This is a genomic window from Aeromicrobium sp., from assembly GCF_049586495.1.
Lineage (GTDB): Bacteria > Actinomycetota > Actinomycetes > Propionibacteriales > Nocardioidaceae > Aeromicrobium.
In genome coordinates, this window is record NZ_JBAVCB010000162.1 from 1 (window position 1) to 15,819 (window position 15,819).

A 15,819-nucleotide genomic window follows, 5' to 3' on the forward strand; every position below is an offset into this window, starting at 1 on the left:
CGGCGGATTGCCAGTGATACTGACGGTGTGAACGATCTGGAATACGACCGGCTCCAGCGCGCCGGCAAGGACCACTTGTGGATGCACTTCTCGCGGCACGGCATGTACGAGCAGCACGACATACCCGTGATCGTGCGCGGTGAGGGCCTGCACATCTGGGACGTCAAGGGAAAGCGCTACATCGACGCACTCGCTGGACTGTTCGTCGTCCAGGCTGGCCATGGCCGCGAGGAGCTCGCCGAGGCCGCTGCCAAACAGGCCCGCGAGCTCGCATTCTTCCCGATCTGGACCTTCGCTCACCCCATGGCGATCGACCTCGCCGAACGTGTCGCGAACTATGCTCCCGGCGATCTGAATCGGGTGTTCTTCACGACCGGCGGCGGCGAAGCGGTCGAGACGGCGTGGAAGGCCGCCAAGCAGTACTTCCGGCTGCAGGGCAAGCCGTCCAAGACCAAGGTCATCAGCCGCAAGGTCGCCTATCACGGCACCACGCATGGTGCGCTGTCCATCACCGGCATTCCGGCTCTGAAGGAGAACTTCGAGCCGCTGGTGCCAAGCACCGTCCACGTGGCCAACACCAACGCCTACCGCGCAGCGGAGTCGGGCTACGACGGGCCCGAGGGCGACCTCGATGCTTTTTCCTCCTGGGCGGCCAACGAGATCGAACAGGCCATCATCACCGAAGGTCCTGACACGGTGGCCGCGGTCTTCCTCGAGCCGGTGCAGAACGCCGGCGGCTGCTTCCCCCCTCCGCCCGGGTACTTCCAGAAGGTGCGCGAGATCTGCGATCGGCACGACGTCCTGTTCGTGTCCGACGAGGTCATCTGCGCCTTCGGTCGACTCGGCGAGATGTTTGGGGCGACTCGATTCGGCTACGAGCCAGACATGATCACCTGCGCCAAGGGCCTGACCTCGGGCTATTCCCCGCTCGGCGCGATGATCGCGTCGGAGAAGGTCATGGAGCCCTTTCTGCACGGGTCGACGAGCTTCTCCCACGGCTACACCTTCGGCGGGCACCCGGTCTCGTCGGCGGTCGCGATGGCGAACCTGGACATCTTCGAGCGCGAGGACCTCAACGGACACGTGCGCGCCCACGCCGGAGCGTTCCGCAGCACCCTGGAGAAGCTGCTCGACCTCGACATCGTCGGCGACGTGCGAGGCGACGGCTTCTTCTACGGCATCGAGCTGGTCAAGGACAAGGCGAGCAAGACCACGTTCGACGACGCGGAGTCGGAGGCACTGCTGCGCGGCTATCTATCCAAGGCCCTGTTCGACCATGGCCTCTACTGCCGCGCCGATGACCGAGGGGACCCGGTCATCCAGCTGTCGCCGCCTCTCATCGCGACGCAGACCGACTTCGACGAGATCGAACAGATCTTGCGGTCAGTGCTCACCACGGCGCAGAACCGGCTCTGATCTCGGGGCCGGGACTGTGACCTGCGTGTCCTGACGCATGCCTGGGATGTCAGGTGAGGGCGTTTCCGGCGAGCAGTGCGGCGAAGATGTCGCGATGCGCCGAGACGACCCTCTCTGCGTAGCCTTCGGGATCTGCGTCCGGCGCGGGTGCCGGATCCACCCGACCTGCGTGCAGCAGGACGCTCCACGAAACCTCGGTCTGCCCCGTCGTCAAGACCGGCGGCTCACCCGTCAGCCGGATGTCGGCGTCGGCGTCGAGCTCGGCCCCCAGTCGCGCACAGGCCAAGACGGCGATGATCTGCTCCCTTCGGGCGGCGATGTCGACAGACACCCGCGTGCCCACGCCGACGCCGACATCTCGCAACGAGCCCGCCACACAGGCCGAGTCGTGCAACAGGTGCGCGTAGGTCATCGGGCGACCGAGGCCTGTGAAGGCCATCTCATCCGCCCGTCCGTGGATCACGTGGCGCTCGAGGGCCCGGAACACCAGGCTGTCGGCCATCCTCACTCGCCCCGAAAGACCGGTGGGCGCTTCTCGGACCGGGCCGCTGCGGCTTCGCGCACGTCCGCGCTGGCCCAGACCCGCTCGAAGCTCTGGACGACAGCGTCCTCGTCGCCAGGAGCTCCGTTCAGCACCAGCTTGTTGTGCGCCAGCGTCAGCGGGGCGAATCCTGCGATCTCGCGGGCCCACGCCCGCGCGTCATCCAGTGTTCCGGCACGGTCGGCCAGGCCGCAGGTGAGTGCCTGCCCCTGATCGATGATCTCGGCCCCGAGCATCATCTGGCGGGCGCGGCCGGAGCCAGCCAGCTTCTCCAAGGTACGGATCGTCCAGGCGTCGACCGCCATGCCATTGCGAGCGGTGGGAACGCCGAAGCGGGCCGTGGCATCAGCGACGCGCAGATCGCACGCCATCGCCAGCTGGGTGCCGGCTCCGATCGCGGGTCCGTTGACGGCCGCGACGATGGGCACCGACACAGACGCGAGATGGTGCAACATGCCGTAGAGCGCGTCGAGGAATTCGCCGCCGTAGACGCCGTCCAGATCGGCCCCCGAGCAGAATGCCGAGCCCTCGCCCGTCACGACGATGGCGCGGGCCCCGGCCGTGATGGCTTCATCGACCCCCCCATGGATGGCGCGGCACAACTGGAGATTCAGGGCGTTGCGTCGGTCCGGGCGGCGCAGCACCAGCACCGCCACTGGTCCGTCATGCTCCAGCGACAACACGTCGTCGACATCAGTCATGCCTCCACGCTATCGGCCGTCCGCCAAGCGCCTCAGCACCGAGGCGACCCCGTCGTCGTCATGGGACCCGATGACCTCGTCGGCGATCGCCAGCACTTCGCTGTGCGCATTGGCCACGGCGAAGGCTCGACCCGCCCACCGCAGCATGGGCAGATCGTTGGGCATGTCTCCGCAGGCCCATACATCGGCGGCGCTGAAGCCCCGCTCGAGGCACCACGCGGCCAGTCCGCTGGCTTTCGTGATGCCCGGAGCGGTCATCTCGGCCAGTCCGTGCACCCCGCTGAACCCGATCTCGGCGCGGTCCTCCACCACGTCCGTGACGAGCCGGTGGAACTCGGGCGCATCCACCTCGCCGGACCAGCCCAAGAGCTTGCCGACGGGATGGTTGCTGTCCGACGACTCGGGGTCGCGACCCATGCCGTCGGCCCGCTCCGCTGCGAACGCCATGCCGGGGACGGCCTCGCGCAGGTCTTGCACGAGCGGCAGGAGGTGGTCGGCATCGAAGCCGTGCTCGGTGATCACGCGCCGCTGGGGAACGTCGTAGACGAAGGCGCCGTTGCCACACACCACGATCCCGTGGTCGCCGACGACATCGATCAAATGGTCGAGCCAGCGCGGAGGCCGGGCCGTGACGAACACCGTGACGACGCCGGCGGCCCACGCAGTGTCGAGCGCCCGCCGAGTGGCGTCGGACACGGTCCCGTCGCTGCGCAGCAGCGTGCCGTCGAGGTCGGTGGCAAGAACCCGGATGGGATCGATCGCCTCAGCCATCAGCGGCGGCGAGCTGTCCGCACGCCCCGTCGATGTCGCTGCCGCGCGTGTCGCGAACCGTGGTGGAGATGCCCTTGGCCTCCAGACGGCGGACGAACTCTCGCTCGTCCTCACGGCGTGAAGCCGTCCACTTCGAGCCCGGCGTCGGATTGAGCGGGATCAGGTTGACGTGCACCCAGCTGCCGGGACGATCCGTGCCGCCCCCGAAGGACAGCAGCACATCGGCCAGCAGATCAGCACGCCAGGCCTGGTCGTTGATGTCGCGCATCATGGCGTACTCGATCGAGACGCGACGACCGGTGAGGGTGGCGTACTCCCAGGCCGCTTCGACCGTCTCGTTGACGCTCCAGCGGGTGTTGATCGGCACCAGCTCGTTGCGCAGCTCGTCATCGGGCGCGTGCAGCGAGAGTGCCAAGGTGACCGGAATGCCTTCGGTGGCCAGCTGCTTCATGCGCGGGACGAGCCCCACGGTGCTGACCACGATGTTGCGGGCCGACAGCCCAAGTCCGTCGGGATTCGGGGCGACCATGCGGCGCACGGCTCCGATGACCGCCTTGTAGTTGGCCATCGGCTCACCCATGCCCATGAACACCACGTTCGAGAGCCGACCGGGACCGCCGGCGACATCGCCACGGGCCATGGCGCCGGCCGCGTCGACGACCTGGTCGACGATCTCGGCGGTGCTCATGTTGCGCTCCAACCCGCCCTGGCCGGTGGCGCAGAACGGACAAGCCATGCCGCAACCGGCTTGGCTGCTCACGCAGATGGTGGCGCGGTCGGGATACCGCATCAGGACTGACTCGACCAGCGCGTTGTCGAACAGCCGCCAGAGCGTCTTGCGGGTGGTGCCCTTGTCGGCCTCCATCGTGCGAACCGAGGTCAGAAGCGGTGGCAGCAGCGCCTCGACGATCTTGTCGCGAGACGACGCGGGCAGGTCGGTCATGCCAGCAGGGTCGCGCTCCAGGCGCGAGAAGTAGTGGGCAGCGACCTGCTTGCCGCGGAAGGCGGGCTCGCCGAGTGAGGTGACGACCTCGGTGCGCTCCTCTGCGGTCAGGTCGGCGAGGTGGCGCGGCGGCTTGCCACGCCCACGCGGCGGCTCGAAGACCAGCGGCAGGGACTTGAGGTTGTCAGACACCTGCCCAGTCTCCCATCCGAGCCCGAATCGCCCGAATCGACGAATACCTCAGCGCGGCAGGTCAGCGACGAATTGCAGCTTGTCGAGCACAGGCCTGGGGATGACGAACGGGTACAGCGCTCCCTTGCCCATCGACCGGTTGATCTGGTTCAGCGCGATGCTCAGTGGGACCCAGACGCCGACGACCAGGTCACGGAACGACGTGAAGTCCTGGGGCGAAGCAACCGTGGCGAGCCCGTGCGCTGACGCCGTCTCGATCGTGTCGCAGATGTGCAGGTAGTGCGCGAACGTCTCGGCGAAGTCCTCGAACGGGTGCATCGTGGCGTACATGCTGATGTAGTTCTGCTCCCAGCCGGCGGGAGGGCCCTGGCTGTAGTGCCGCTCGATCGCATCAGGGTAGCTCTCCTCCTCGTTGCCAAAGAGCTCGCGGGCCGCGGCGATGAGGTCACCGCGCACGTACTGCCACTCGATGTAGTGCCCGACCTCGTGACGGAAGTGACCCAGCATGGTGCGATACGGCTCGTCGAGGTCGACGCGGACCTTCTCGCGGTGCGCGTCGTCGCTCTCGGCCAGGTCGAGCGTGATGACGCCGTTCTCGTGGCCGGTCGTGACGTTCTCCTCGACGCTGGACAACAGGTCGAAGGCGAGCCCATTCTCCTCGTCCTCGCTGCGAGGCGTGATCGCAAAGCCAAGGGTGTCCAGCTCCACCACGAGTCGACGCTTGGCCTCCTCGGCGACCTTGTACTCGCGCAGGCCGACCAGATCGGCGTCGCTCGGCCGCGTGCGGGTGAGCCCGCAGCTGAAGCAGTAGCCGCCGGGAAACTCGGTCAGCCACGTGCAGCCGGAGAGGTTGAGGTTCTTGCAGACGTGCCAGATGTCGCCGTCGGCATCGACGTACTGCCCCTTGCCGTCAACTGGAACGATCGCCCGCTCCTCGCGGGAGAAACCCAGATTCGTGCGGCACGACACGCAGATCGAGTTCTCGAAGTAGAGGGAGTTGCCACAGACACGACATGAGAACGACTTCACCGATCAAGTGTGGCAGGACCGTGGGTGTCTTGCCGGTGGCGGTGGGGCGATCACATCGGCGCGACGTCGACCTCGACCTTGAGGGTCGAGGTCTTGGCTTCGGTGAAGATCACGCCCTTGACCGGCGGCACGTCGGAGTAGTCGCGTCCCCACGCCACGGTGACGTACCGGTCGTTGACCCACTGATCGTTGGTCGGGTCGACGGCCAGCCACCCGGCACCAGGGACCCAGACGGCCACCCAGGCGTGCGTCGCATCGGATCCGACGATGCGCTCCTTGCCCGGTGGCGGCGTGGTGGCCAGGTACCCACTCACGTAGCGAACCGCCAGTCCGTGCGATCGCAGGCAGGCCAGGGTCAGGTGGGCGAAGTCCTGGCACACGCCGGCCCGCTCGGTGAGCACGTCGTCAATCGTGGACGTGACGGTCGTGGCCGTCTTGTCGTAGGCAAAATCGGCATGGATGCGATGCATCAGGTCGGTGACCGCCTCGCCGACCGGCCGACCCGGGAGCAACGACTCGGCCGCATAGGTCCTTGCGGCCTCCGGCTGGTCGACCAACGCAGACCGCAAACTGAAGTCCACGGTGCGCCACGCGTCCGGCACGTCCGGGCGATCGACGGGCCGCGCCTGCTCCCACGGTTGTGCCAGGGCAATTTCGTCGTACGCCGGGGCGGACGATTCGACCTCACTGCTCGCGAGCACGACGAGCGTGCGGTGCGGCTCTGTCACCTGGAAGTACGTGGCGGTGTTGCCGTGATAATCCGCATCTGTCGACCGGTCTGCCGGCGCTGGATCGATCTGCACCGTGTGCGCCAGCACGGTTTGCGACGCCATCGCGCGCGGCACGAGATACGCGATGCCCAGGCTGTCGGACACGTCGTCGTCGTACGCGTACGTGGTGCGGTGACTGATGCGGTAGCGCATGGGCCCCTACTCCTGGACCGTCGCGAAGCCGAACGCCCGCGGCACGGGCACGGGCGCGAAGTGGACGTGACCGACCGAACCGGCGAATCGGGTCAGGCCGTCCATGTGCTGATCGAGGAATCGTTCCAGATGAGGTCGGCGCTCCCCCTCGATGGCGGTCAGCGTCGAGACCTCGACGCGCTCCAGCTGCTCGACGAGGTCGTCCAGCAGACGTTCAGGACGGCTCGAACCGGTCGACTCGGGCAGGGCTGCCAGGTGCTCGCGCATGCGGTGATGTCCAAAGGCGAGCGACCGCGGGTTCTCCGCGTCGAACAACAGCAGCTCGAGCACTCCCGCCACGCGGACGTAGCCGCGGTACCGGCGCTGATGGGTGACGCTGCTCTCGGACGCGGTGAGGACCGCATTCAGGACTTCGCGATCCACGTCGATGCCGCGACGGATGGTCGCGGTGGGCCGCAGCAGGTGCGTCAGCTGGAGTCCGCGCTCGACGGCACGCCCGATGCCGATCATGTGCCAGCCGGGGTCGCGCATCATGTTGTCGGTGACGCCGTGCAGCGCGAGCATGCCAGTGAGCATGCGTTCTGCGCTCTCGGAGATCTGGTGGCTGTACGGGTAGCTGCGCAAGGCCGCTGCGCCACGATCGGTGCTGCCGAAGGCATGCCAGATGTCCGGCGACAGCTGGTCGCGCACGCTCTGTGCGGCGTCGCGCACCTTGGCGATCGACTGGGCCACCGAGCCCGGCCGGTGCACATCGAGCAAAACCGAGCGGAACCGCTCGTCGTGATCGTCGGTGATGCTGCGACCTGCGAGGCGGTCGATGACGCCCATCAGGACAGCCAGGCTCGCACCGCCAGCGCTGTGCGGCCGGCTGCGGAAGTCCTGGGCCGACCCATGCGCCGTGATGATCAGGCGCAGCATGTCCTCGGCTCGCTCGCCGTAGCGCCCCAGCCAGAACATGTCTTCAAGGATGCGCGGCACCATGGCCGCAGGTGCCCGCACGTTGGTGAGCGGCAGCACGTCCGCCAGTCCCTGATCGGGATCGTCGGGGCTGTCCTTGAGCACCCAGACGTCCTTGGTCGAGGTGGCGTCGACGCCGTTGTACACGTTGGCCAGGCCACCCACCAGCGGCCGGTAGCCGGAGCCGTATCGCATCGTGAAGGTGCGCAACGACAATGCCATCGGGAGCACGCCCCGTGGCTGCAGGGTGGGCGACTGAGACAACGCGATCGGTTCCTGGCCGACGTACCGGTGGGGTTCGTCTCGAATCAGCTCGCGCACCCGGTCCTGCGCCAGGTGGCTCATGTCATGGGGCAGATCGATGGCCCGGACGATGAGGGTGTCAAGGCGATCGAGCACGTGCTGCCTTGAGCTCGCGTCCCCGCACCACCAGGTTCGCACCGACGGCAGGCGCAGTGGTTCGCCCAGCAGCGCCTCACACATCTGGGACAGATATGGCATGAGCGCAGGATTCTCCAGCACACCGGCACCCAGCCCGTTGACCACGCGCACGGTACCGCGGCGGACGGCTTCGGACAGGCCGGCGACCCCGAGCCGAGATTCCTTGCGCAGCTCGAGCGAGTCACTCCACGCCGCGTCGACCCGTCGCAAGATGACGTCGACTCGCTCGAGCCGACCAAATACGCGCATCCAGACCGCGCCGTCCCGCATCGTGAGGTCGGAGCCCTCGACCAGCGGGAAACCGAGGCTCGAGGCCACGAAAGCCTGGTCGTAGGCCGTTTCGGAGTGGCTGCCCGGGGACAGCACCACGACCCTCGGATTCGGCCGGTCGCCGGGCGCCGCCTCGATCAAGGTGGCGCGCAGCGCTTGGAAGAACGGGGCCATGCGGTGCAGGCCAGCACGGCGGTACAGCTCGGGCATGACCCGGGAGATGACGCGCCGATTCTCCATCGCGTAGCCGATGCCTGACGGTGCCTGGGCTCGGTCGGCGAGCACCTGCCACTCGCCGGCGGCGTTGCGCCCCAGATCGGTGGCCGCGAACAACAGCGGTTGCCGATCGCGCGACGAGGACCGAGCCGCAACCCGGAGGAAGCCGCTGTGGCCGAACACGACGGCTGGCGGCAGGACGCCCGATGAGAGCAGTTTCTGTGGGCCGTAGAGATCCACGAGGATGGCATTGAGCAGCTCGGTGCGCTGGGCGAGCCCCATCTCCAGCGGCGCCCACTCCTCAGCCGTCAGGACCAGCGGCATCGGGTCGAGGCGCCACGGCTCGGCCTCGGCGTCCGGCGGCGTGTAGGTGACGCCGTCATGGGAGAGGAACCGCTCGATGTCGCCTTCGACGCGGCGCAGCTCGGACTCGGTGAGCTGCACCGCGCTCTCGGCCAGCGGCGCCCAGGCTGGGCGCAGCGACCCGTCCGGCGCGATGACCTCGTCGTAGCGGGTGGCGGACTCCGGGGTCAGGGCCGGTTGGTTGAACGCGGCTGCGTAGTCACCGAGCGCCGTCACCGACCATCTCGTTCCGGGCGGGCCTCGCGCGTCGGACGCGTGCGCAGCACTCGTCGCAAGTCGAGGGTGTGCGGGTATTCCGGACTCTCAGCCCGCCGCCCGAGGGCGTGCAGCGCAGCAACGTCGACCGTGCCCGACGTGTGGCCAAACGCCACGAAGCGTCCGCCGCGACGCGACTCGGCCTCGCGAGCGTTGACCGGAGGGTGCTCGTGGGCACGGCCACCCGGGTGCACGACGTGGTAGGTCGCTCCGCCGAGCGACACCGCAGCCTGCGTGTCGATGATCTCGAACGTCAGCGGCGAATGGACCTCGATGGTCGGGTGCAGCGCCGACGGCGGCTGCCACGCCCGGTACCGGACCCCGGCGTAGAACTGACCGGCGCGACCCGTCGGGGTGAGCGGAACGGGAACGCCTTGGCAGGTCACCACGTGACGGCCAGGCAGGACGCCATCGACGGTGACCTGCAGCCGCTCGATCGAGGAGTCGACATACCGAGAGGTGCCGCCAGCGGTGGCTTCCTCCCCCAGCACGTGCCACGGCTCGATGGCGTTGCGCAGCTCGAGGTGCACGCCAGCACCCCCGGCCAACGGAATCCGGGTCGCGCCGATGCGAGGGAATCGAAACTCGGTGAAGGGGTCGAGCCACGTGGGGTCGAAGTCGATGCCGAAGTCCTGCAGATCGGCGACCACAGCATTGATGTCGGCCGTGGCGCCCTGCGGCAGCAGGAAGTCCTCGTGCAGAGCCGTGCCCCACCGGATCAGCTGCTCGGTGTACGGCCGCTCCCAGAACATCGCCACCAGCGACCGCACCAGCAACGACTGGACCATCGCCATCTGCGCATGCGGCGGCATCTCGAAGCCCCGCAGCTCGAGCAGTCCGAGACGGCCACGGCTGGAATCAGGGCTGTAGAGCTTGTCGATGCAGAACTCGGCGCGGTGGGTGTTGCCCGTGAGGTCGGTCAGGATGTGCCGCAGGGAGCGGTCGACGATCCAGAGCGCGGGTGCGGCTGCTGCAGCGGCTCCCGCCACATGGGTCTGCGCAGGGTCGCCGCCGTCCGATGTCGCTTCGACGAGTCGGGCGATCTCCGACAGGGCGATCTCCGCCTCGTAGATCGATTCGGGCCGTCCTTCGTCGAATCGTGGAGCCTGGCTGGTCGGGCCGATGAACCGTCCCGAAAACAGGTAGGACAGCGCCGGATGCCGCTGCCAGTACGCCACCATGCTGGCGAGGACGTCCGGACGGCGCAACATCGGCGAGTCGGCCGGCTGGGCGCCGCCGAGGGTGATGTGATTGCCGCCGCCGGTACCCGTGTGCGTGCCGTCAAGATCGAACTTCTCGGTGGACAGACGCAGCTCGCGGGCCGTGTCGTACAGCGACAGCGTGAGATCGCGCAGCTCCGCCCACGACGAGGTCGGTTGCACGTTGACCTCGATGACACCGGGATCGGGCGTGACGATGAGCTGGGTCAGCCGGGGGTCCGGCGGCGGACCGTAGCCCTCGATGACGACCGGCTGGGCCAGCTTCGTGGCGGCAACGTCGATCAGGTGCAGCAGGTTCGCGTAGTCCTCGAGCCGCTCGGTCGGCGGCAAGAACACGTGCACGTAACCCTCACGGCCCTCCACCGCCAGCGCGGTGGTGGGTTGGCCCTCGACGGGGACCATGGGCACCGTGGCGATGCCGGGCTCGATCGCGGGGCCGGCCTCCAGATAGGAGGGATCGCCCGACACATCCGGGTCGGACCAGCTGATCGCGTCCAGCGGCAGGCGGAGGCCGATGGCTGACGAGCCGGGGATCAGCACCAAGCGACCGCGACGCAGCGACCAGTCCGGGCTGGCCCACTCCTCGCCCGTGACGATGGGCAACACCCACCCCGTGGGATCGGTGACCTCGGCGTCAAGGCCGGCCGCGACCTGGGCGTCGGCGGCCAGCGGGTCGATCCCGGGAGGGTCGCCGGCGGGCTGTCGCAGGTCGACGGCCAGCTTCAGGAGCGGGTCCTCGAAGGCTGGACGCAGCTGTCCGGCGGGAAGCCCGAGCAGGTGGGTCATCTCGCGCGCCAGCTGCTCGGCGTGCGCCGATGCCTCTGGATCGCCGGCGCCAGCGTCCCACGGGTCGGCCAGCAGGGCGGGATCGGACCACAGCGACGTGCCGTCGGCGCGCCACTGCATCGCGATCTGCCAGCGGGGCAACGGCTCCCCCGGGTACCACTTGCCCTGACCCCGGTGCACGACGCCACCGACGGCGTAGGTCTTCTGCAGCGTGTCCGCGAGTTGCGCTGCCAGCCGTCGCTTGTCGTCCCCGTCGGCGTCGGTGTTCCACTGCGGAGACACCATGTCGTCGAGCGACACGAAGGTGGGTTCGCCGCCCTGGGTCAAGCGCACGTCGCCGGCGATGAGGCGCTCGTCGACGGCCTGGCCCAGCGCGTCGATGCGCTCCCACGCCTGGTCGGTGTACGGCTTGGTGACCCGCGGGTCTTCGTGCACCCGCGTGACGGTGTTGGAGAAGGAGAACTCCACCGAGGTGGGCTCGGTGAGCCCAGAGATGGCTGCCGAGGATGAGGGGTGCGGAGTGGCTGACAGCGGGATGTGGCCCTCGCCGGCGAACAGAGCCGACGTGGGGTCGAGCCCGATCCAACCAGCGCCCGGCACATAGACCTCGGTCCATGCGTGCAGGTCGGTGAAGTCCTCGGCCGGCCCGTTCGCGCCGCCGCCCAGCGCCGTCTGGTCCGAGGTCAGCTGAACCAGATAGCCAGACACGAATCGCGCGGCCAAGCCGTACTGCCGCAACAACGAGACCAGCAGCCACGCGCTGTCACGACACGACCCGATGGCCCGACCGAGTGTCTCGTCGGGTGTCTGGACGCCGGGCTCCATCCGCACGGAGTAGGCGACGTCGCGATTGACGGCGGCGTTGAGCTGGGCCAGGAAGGTGACGATCGGGACACCGTCTGGATCCACCGGCGGGAGGGCCGCTTTCCACGCCGCGACCACCGGGCCGGGCGTGGCAGCAGCTCCTTCGGTCACCGGGCGCAGGTACGGGGCCAGGTCCGCAGCGAGCTCGGGCTCGTAGCTGAACGGGAAGCGCTCGGCGTACTCCTCGACGAAGAAGTCAAACGGGTTGATCGAGACCAGGTCGGCCACGAGGCCCACTGTGACGTCGAGCTCCTTGACTGGATCAGGGAAGACCAGACGGGCCATCCAGTTGCCGAACGGGTCCTGCTGCCAGTTGACGAAGTGGGTCGCCACGGTGCCTGATTCATCCTGCACCGGCAGCACGCGCAGCGTGTAGGCCTCGATCGGGGTGCGCGAGTGAGGAGCCGGGCGCAGCCGGACGACATGTGGGCCCAGCCGGATGGGTCGATCGAAGGAGTAGGTGGTGCGGTGTTCGAGTGCGACCTTGATGGACATGTGACCAGCCTGCCTCGTGGAGTTGTCGCTCAGGTAACCGGGACCAGCGTGTACAGCACGAGCCAGGCGATCGGAGCGACCGCGATCAACGAATCGAGACGGTCCATGACGCCGCCGTGTCCGGGCAGCAGGGTGCCCATGTCCTTGATGCCGAGATCACGCTTGATCAGCGACTCGGACAGGTCGCCCAGGGTCGCGAAGATCATGCCGGCGGCGCCGAGCAACGCGCCAGCCCACCACGGACCGTCCAGCACGAGCACGACGAAGACGATGCTCGCGGCGATGCCGACCAGCAGCGAACCGACCGCACCCTCCCAAGACTTCTTGGGGCTGATGGTCGGTGCCATCGGGTGCTTGCCGAACAGCACACCGGCGATGTACCCGCCGATGTCAGAGGCGATCGTGGCCAGGATGAAGGCAACGACCCGCCAGGGTCCGTCCTCCTCGACCAGCATGAGCACGACGAACACGCCCATGAGGTACAGGTAGGCCAAGGAGAAGACCCCGGCCGTGGTGTCGCGGACGAAGCCGTCGGCACCGTCCCCCAGGCGCCACACCAGCAGGCCGATGACGGTCAGCGCCATGGCCACCGAGGCTGTCTCCATGCCGCCGTAGTAGCCGCCCACCAGCATGATGTTTCCGCCGGCCGCCACGGGCAGCACGGGAATGGCGATGCCCACCGTGCTGACGGCGCGTCCAAGCTCCCAGAGCCCGATCGTGAGAGCGATCGCCACCACGAACACGAACACGTCCTTGTACAAGAACAGCGACGCGAAGACCAAGGCCACCAAGCTCACGCCGACGCCGATGGCTGCCGGCAGGTCGCGACCGGCCCGACTCTTCTTGGGTGCCTCGGCTGCCTCTGTCGACCCTGCCTCTGTCGGCGGGGGGTCAGCAGGCTCAGACTTCAAGGAGCTCAGCTTCCTTGTTCTTGAGCAGGTCGTCGATCACGTCAACGAACTTCTTGGTCATGCCGTCGAGACGCTTCTCGCCGCCCGTGACGTCGTCCTTGCTGATCTCGGAATCCTTCTCGGCCTTGTCCATCGACTGCTTGGCGTTGCGACGCACGCCCCGCACGGCGACGCGACCTTCTTCAGCCTTGGACTTGGCGAGCTTGATGTACTCCTTGCGACGCTCCTCGGTCAGCTCAGGCAGCGTCACTCGCAGCACGTTGCCGTCATCGGAGGGGTTGACCCCGAGATCGGACTCACGAATGGCCTTCTCGATGGCCGCCTTGGCGCCCTGGTCGTACGGCTGGATGATCACGGTACGAGGCTCAGGAACCTGGAACCCGGCGAGCTGCTGCAGCGGGGTCGGTGTGCCGTAGTACTCGGCGGTGATCTTGGCGAACATGGCCGGATGTGCACGCCCCGTGCGGATGGCGGCGAACTCCTCGCGCGTGTGCTCGACCGCCTTCTCCATCTTGGCATCGGCCTCACGCAGGGTCTGATCGATCACTTGATGTCCTCGTTCTCGTGTCCTGGATGTCCGTGTTCTGAACCAGCGTCGCCAGAATGGACCAACGTGCCGATCTTCTCACCACGCAGGACCCGGGCGATGTTGCCCTCGCCCTCCATGCCGAACACGATCATCGGCAGGTCGTTCTCCATGCACAGCGCGAACGCCGCAGCATCGACCACCTTGAGGTTGTTCCGGAGCGCCTCGGCGAACGTGATCTCGTCCAGCTTGTGGGCGGTGGGATCCGTGCGCGGGTCGGCGGTGTAGACACCGTCGACGCCACTCTTGGACATCAGCACGGCGTCAGCCTTGATCTCCAGCGCGCGCTGCGCCGACACGGTGTCGGTGGAGAAGTACGGCATGCCAGCGCCAGCGCCGAAGATGACGACGCGACCCTTCTCGAGATGCCGAATCGCGCGCCGCGGGATGTACGGCTCGGCGACCTGACCCATCGTGATGGCGGACTGCACCCGAGTGTCAATGCCCTGCTTCTCGCAAAAGTCCTGCAAGGCCAAACAATTCATGACGGTACCGAGCATGCCGATGTAGTCGGCCCGTGAGCGGTCCATGCCGCGCTGGCTCAGCTCGGCACCGCGGAAGAAGTTGCCACCGCCGACGACGATGGCCACCTCGACGCCCTCGCCGACTGCCAGGGCCACCTGCTTGGCGATGCCGTTGACGACATCAGGGTCGATGCCGAGCTTGCCGCCGCCGAACACCTCGCCGGACAGCTTCAGCAGCACCCGCCGCAGGGGACGCGCAGACTCCGTGGGTGCTTCGTGCTCGCCAGTCGTCATGTGCGTGTCTCCCTTGCGGCCTCCGTCAGGAGCCGACCTCGATGTGCGCGAAGCGCTTGAGCTGGACGCCAGCGGCGTCGACCACGGCCTGGACCGTCTTCTTGTCATCGGTCACTGACGGCTGCTCCAGCAGCACGACGTCCTTGAAGAAGCCATTGAGGCGACCCTCGGTGATCTTGACGATCGCCTGCTCGGGCTTGCCCTCCTCGCGTGCGGTCGCCTCGGCGATCTCGCGCTCCTTGGCGACGATCTCCGCAGGCACCTCGTCGCGCGTGAGGTAGCGCGGGCGCATGGCCGCGATCTGCATGGCCACGGTGCGAGCGACCTCGGCATCGCCGCCCTCGAACTCCACCAGCACGCCTACGGCGTGCGGCAGGTCGCTGGCACGACGGTGCATGTATGTGGCGACCTCCCCGTCAAACGCGGCGACGCGGCCGAGCTCGAGCTTCTCGCCGATGACGATGGCCAGGTCGGCCACCGTCTCGGCCACGGTCTTGCCGCCGTCAAGCGTGGCCGCTGCGAACTCCTCGGCCGAAGCCGGCTTGGTCGCATCAGCGAGCTCGGCCAGCTGCTGGGCCAGCGCGATGAACTGGTCGTTCTTGGCCACGAAGTCGGTCTCGGACTTCAGCTCGACGATCGCCGTGCCGGAGTTCGCGACCAGACCTGCAGAGGCCTCTCGATCGGCACGTTTGGCGGCCTTGGCCGCGCCTGAGATGCGCAGCGCCTCGATGGCCTTGTCGAAGTCGCCGTCGGCCTCGGTGAGCGCCTTCTTGGCGTCCATCATGCCGGCGCCGGTGGCGTCGCGGAGCTTCTTCACATCAACGGCTGCAATGGCCATGTCAGGTGGTCCTCTTCTGCGTGGGGTGGGTGGTGATCAGGCGCCGGGAGCGACAAAGCCGGCGGCCTCAGCCGTCTCAGCGGTGTCGAACCACACTTCAGCGACGGTCTGCTCGTACCACTGGCTGTCCTCGGTGTGGTACTTGCCGGAGTCGGCGTTGCCCTTGACCGGGAAGCCCTTGGGGGCATTGCCGCTCTTGAGCGGAGCCTTGGAGCCAGGACCGAACGGGGCGGTCGCGGTAGCACCCTCGGGCGGCGCGACGCCGGCACCGGTGGTGGTCGCCGGCGACACGGGGGCGTCAACGGCCGGAGCAGCGTCGACAGCGTCGGACTCGGGCGACTCA

Annotated in this window: 13 protein-coding genes and 1 pseudogene; 1 reads left to right on the forward strand and 13 read right to left on the reverse strand. The window is 67.8% G+C overall.

Annotated elements, in window-relative coordinates; all coding sequences use genetic code 11:
- Nucleotides 1–27: 27 nt before the first annotated feature.
- Nucleotides 28–1,416 carry an aspartate aminotransferase family protein gene (locus tag WB508_RS08545; protein WP_423844462.1) on the forward strand — a complete coding sequence of 463 codons (1,389 nt, stop codon included), beginning with the start codon at nucleotides 28–30 and terminating at the stop codon, nucleotides 1,414–1,416.
- Nucleotides 1,417–1,465: 49 nt separating this feature from the next.
- Here the strand turns inward: WB508_RS08545 and WB508_RS08550 are convergent, their stop codons facing one another.
- The 13 genes and pseudogenes from WB508_RS08550 to rplD form a co-directional block, all read right to left on the reverse strand.
- Nucleotides 1,466–1,918: an AMP-binding protein gene (locus WB508_RS08550; RefSeq protein ID WP_423844463.1), complete on the reverse strand. Its 453-nt coding sequence runs from the start codon at nucleotides 1,916–1,918 to the stop codon at nucleotides 1,466–1,468.
- Nucleotides 1,919–1,920: 2 nt separating this feature from the next.
- Nucleotides 1,921–2,658 (reverse strand): enoyl-CoA hydratase, encoded by a 738-nt coding sequence (locus tag WB508_RS08555; protein WP_423844464.1) that lies wholly within the window; start codon nucleotides 2,656–2,658, stop codon nucleotides 1,921–1,923.
- A 9-nt stretch (nucleotides 2,659–2,667) separates the two neighbouring features.
- Nucleotides 2,668–3,429, reverse strand: a complete 762-nt coding sequence (locus tag WB508_RS08560) for an HAD family hydrolase (RefSeq protein ID WP_423844465.1) — start codon at nucleotides 3,427–3,429, stop codon at nucleotides 2,668–2,670.
- Nucleotides 3,422–4,564, reverse strand: coding sequence for a 23S rRNA (adenine(2503)-C(2))-methyltransferase RlmN (rlmN, locus tag WB508_RS08565; RefSeq protein WP_423844466.1), 1,143 nt, complete (start codon nucleotides 4,562–4,564; stop codon nucleotides 3,422–3,424). Before rlmN ends, WB508_RS08560 begins: the two co-directional genes overlap by 8 nt.
- A gap of 48 nt (nucleotides 4,565–4,612) precedes the next feature.
- Nucleotides 4,613–5,593, reverse strand: a complete 981-nt coding sequence (locus WB508_RS08570; protein WP_423844467.1) for a zinc-binding metallopeptidase family protein — start codon at nucleotides 5,591–5,593, stop codon at nucleotides 4,613–4,615.
- Nucleotides 5,594–5,643: 50 nt separating this feature from the next.
- Nucleotides 5,644–6,516, reverse strand: coding sequence for a transglutaminase family protein (locus WB508_RS08575; protein ID WP_423844468.1), 873 nt, complete (start codon nucleotides 6,514–6,516; stop codon nucleotides 5,644–5,646).
- A 6-nt stretch (nucleotides 6,517–6,522) separates the two neighbouring features.
- Nucleotides 6,523–8,979: a circularly permuted type 2 ATP-grasp protein gene (locus WB508_RS08580; protein WP_423844469.1), complete on the reverse strand. Its 2,457-nt coding sequence runs from the start codon at nucleotides 8,977–8,979 to the stop codon at nucleotides 6,523–6,525.
- Nucleotides 8,976–12,383, reverse strand: coding sequence for a DUF2126 domain-containing protein (locus tag WB508_RS08585; protein WP_423844470.1), 3,408 nt, complete (start codon nucleotides 12,381–12,383; stop codon nucleotides 8,976–8,978). Before WB508_RS08585 ends, WB508_RS08580 begins: the two co-directional genes overlap by 4 nt.
- A gap of 29 nt (nucleotides 12,384–12,412) precedes the next feature.
- Nucleotides 12,413–13,294: a phosphatidate cytidylyltransferase gene (locus tag WB508_RS08590; RefSeq protein WP_423844471.1), complete on the reverse strand. Its 882-nt coding sequence runs from the start codon at nucleotides 13,292–13,294 to the stop codon at nucleotides 12,413–12,415.
- The gene (gene frr, locus WB508_RS08595) at nucleotides 13,284–13,805 is read right to left on the reverse strand and encodes a ribosome recycling factor (RefSeq protein ID WP_423844474.1); all 522 of its coding nucleotides are present in this window, start codon (nucleotides 13,803–13,805) and stop codon (nucleotides 13,284–13,286) included. The genes WB508_RS08590 and frr overlap by 11 nt, the downstream gene beginning before the upstream one ends.
- A 32-nt stretch (nucleotides 13,806–13,837) precedes the next feature.
- On the reverse strand, nucleotides 13,838–14,638 hold the full coding sequence (gene pyrH / locus WB508_RS08600) for a UMP kinase (RefSeq protein WP_423844472.1): 801 nt from the start codon (nucleotides 14,636–14,638) through the stop codon (nucleotides 13,838–13,840).
- Nucleotides 14,639–14,663: 25 nt separating this feature from the next.
- A complete protein-coding gene (gene tsf / locus WB508_RS08605; protein WP_423844473.1) occupies nucleotides 14,664–15,476 on the reverse strand; it encodes a translation elongation factor Ts in 813 nt (270 codons plus the stop codon).
- 36 nt (nucleotides 15,477–15,512) lie between these two features.
- Nucleotides 15,513–15,819, reverse strand: a pseudogene (rplD, locus tag WB508_RS08610) (50S ribosomal protein L4); the annotation flags it as partial.

Coding starts and splice junctions, on each gene's coding strand:
- frr (WP_423844474.1), bottom strand. CDS start 13,805: ATGGAGAAGGCGGTCGAGCACACGCGCGAGGAGTTCGCCGCCATCCGC.
- WB508_RS08550 (WP_423844463.1), bottom strand. CDS start 1,918: ATGGCCGACAGCCTGGTGTTCCGGGCCCTCGAGCGCCACGTGATCCAC.
- pyrH (WP_423844472.1), bottom strand. CDS start 14,638: ATGACGACTGGCGAGCACGAAGCACCCACGGAGTCTGCGCGTCCCCTG.
- WB508_RS08575 (WP_423844468.1), bottom strand. CDS start 6,516: ATGCGCTACCGCATCAGTCACCGCACCACGTACGCGTACGACGACGAC.
- WB508_RS08555 (WP_423844464.1), bottom strand. CDS start 2,658: ATGACTGATGTCGACGACGTGTTGTCGCTGGAGCATGACGGACCAGTG.
- WB508_RS08560 (WP_423844465.1), bottom strand. CDS start 3,429: ATGGCTGAGGCGATCGATCCCATCCGGGTTCTTGCCACCGACCTCGAC.
- tsf (WP_423844473.1), bottom strand. CDS start 15,476: ATGGCCATTGCAGCCGTTGATGTGAAGAAGCTCCGCGACGCCACCGGC.
- WB508_RS08585 (WP_423844470.1), bottom strand. CDS start 12,383: ATGTCCATCAAGGTCGCACTCGAACACCGCACCACCTACTCCTTCGAT.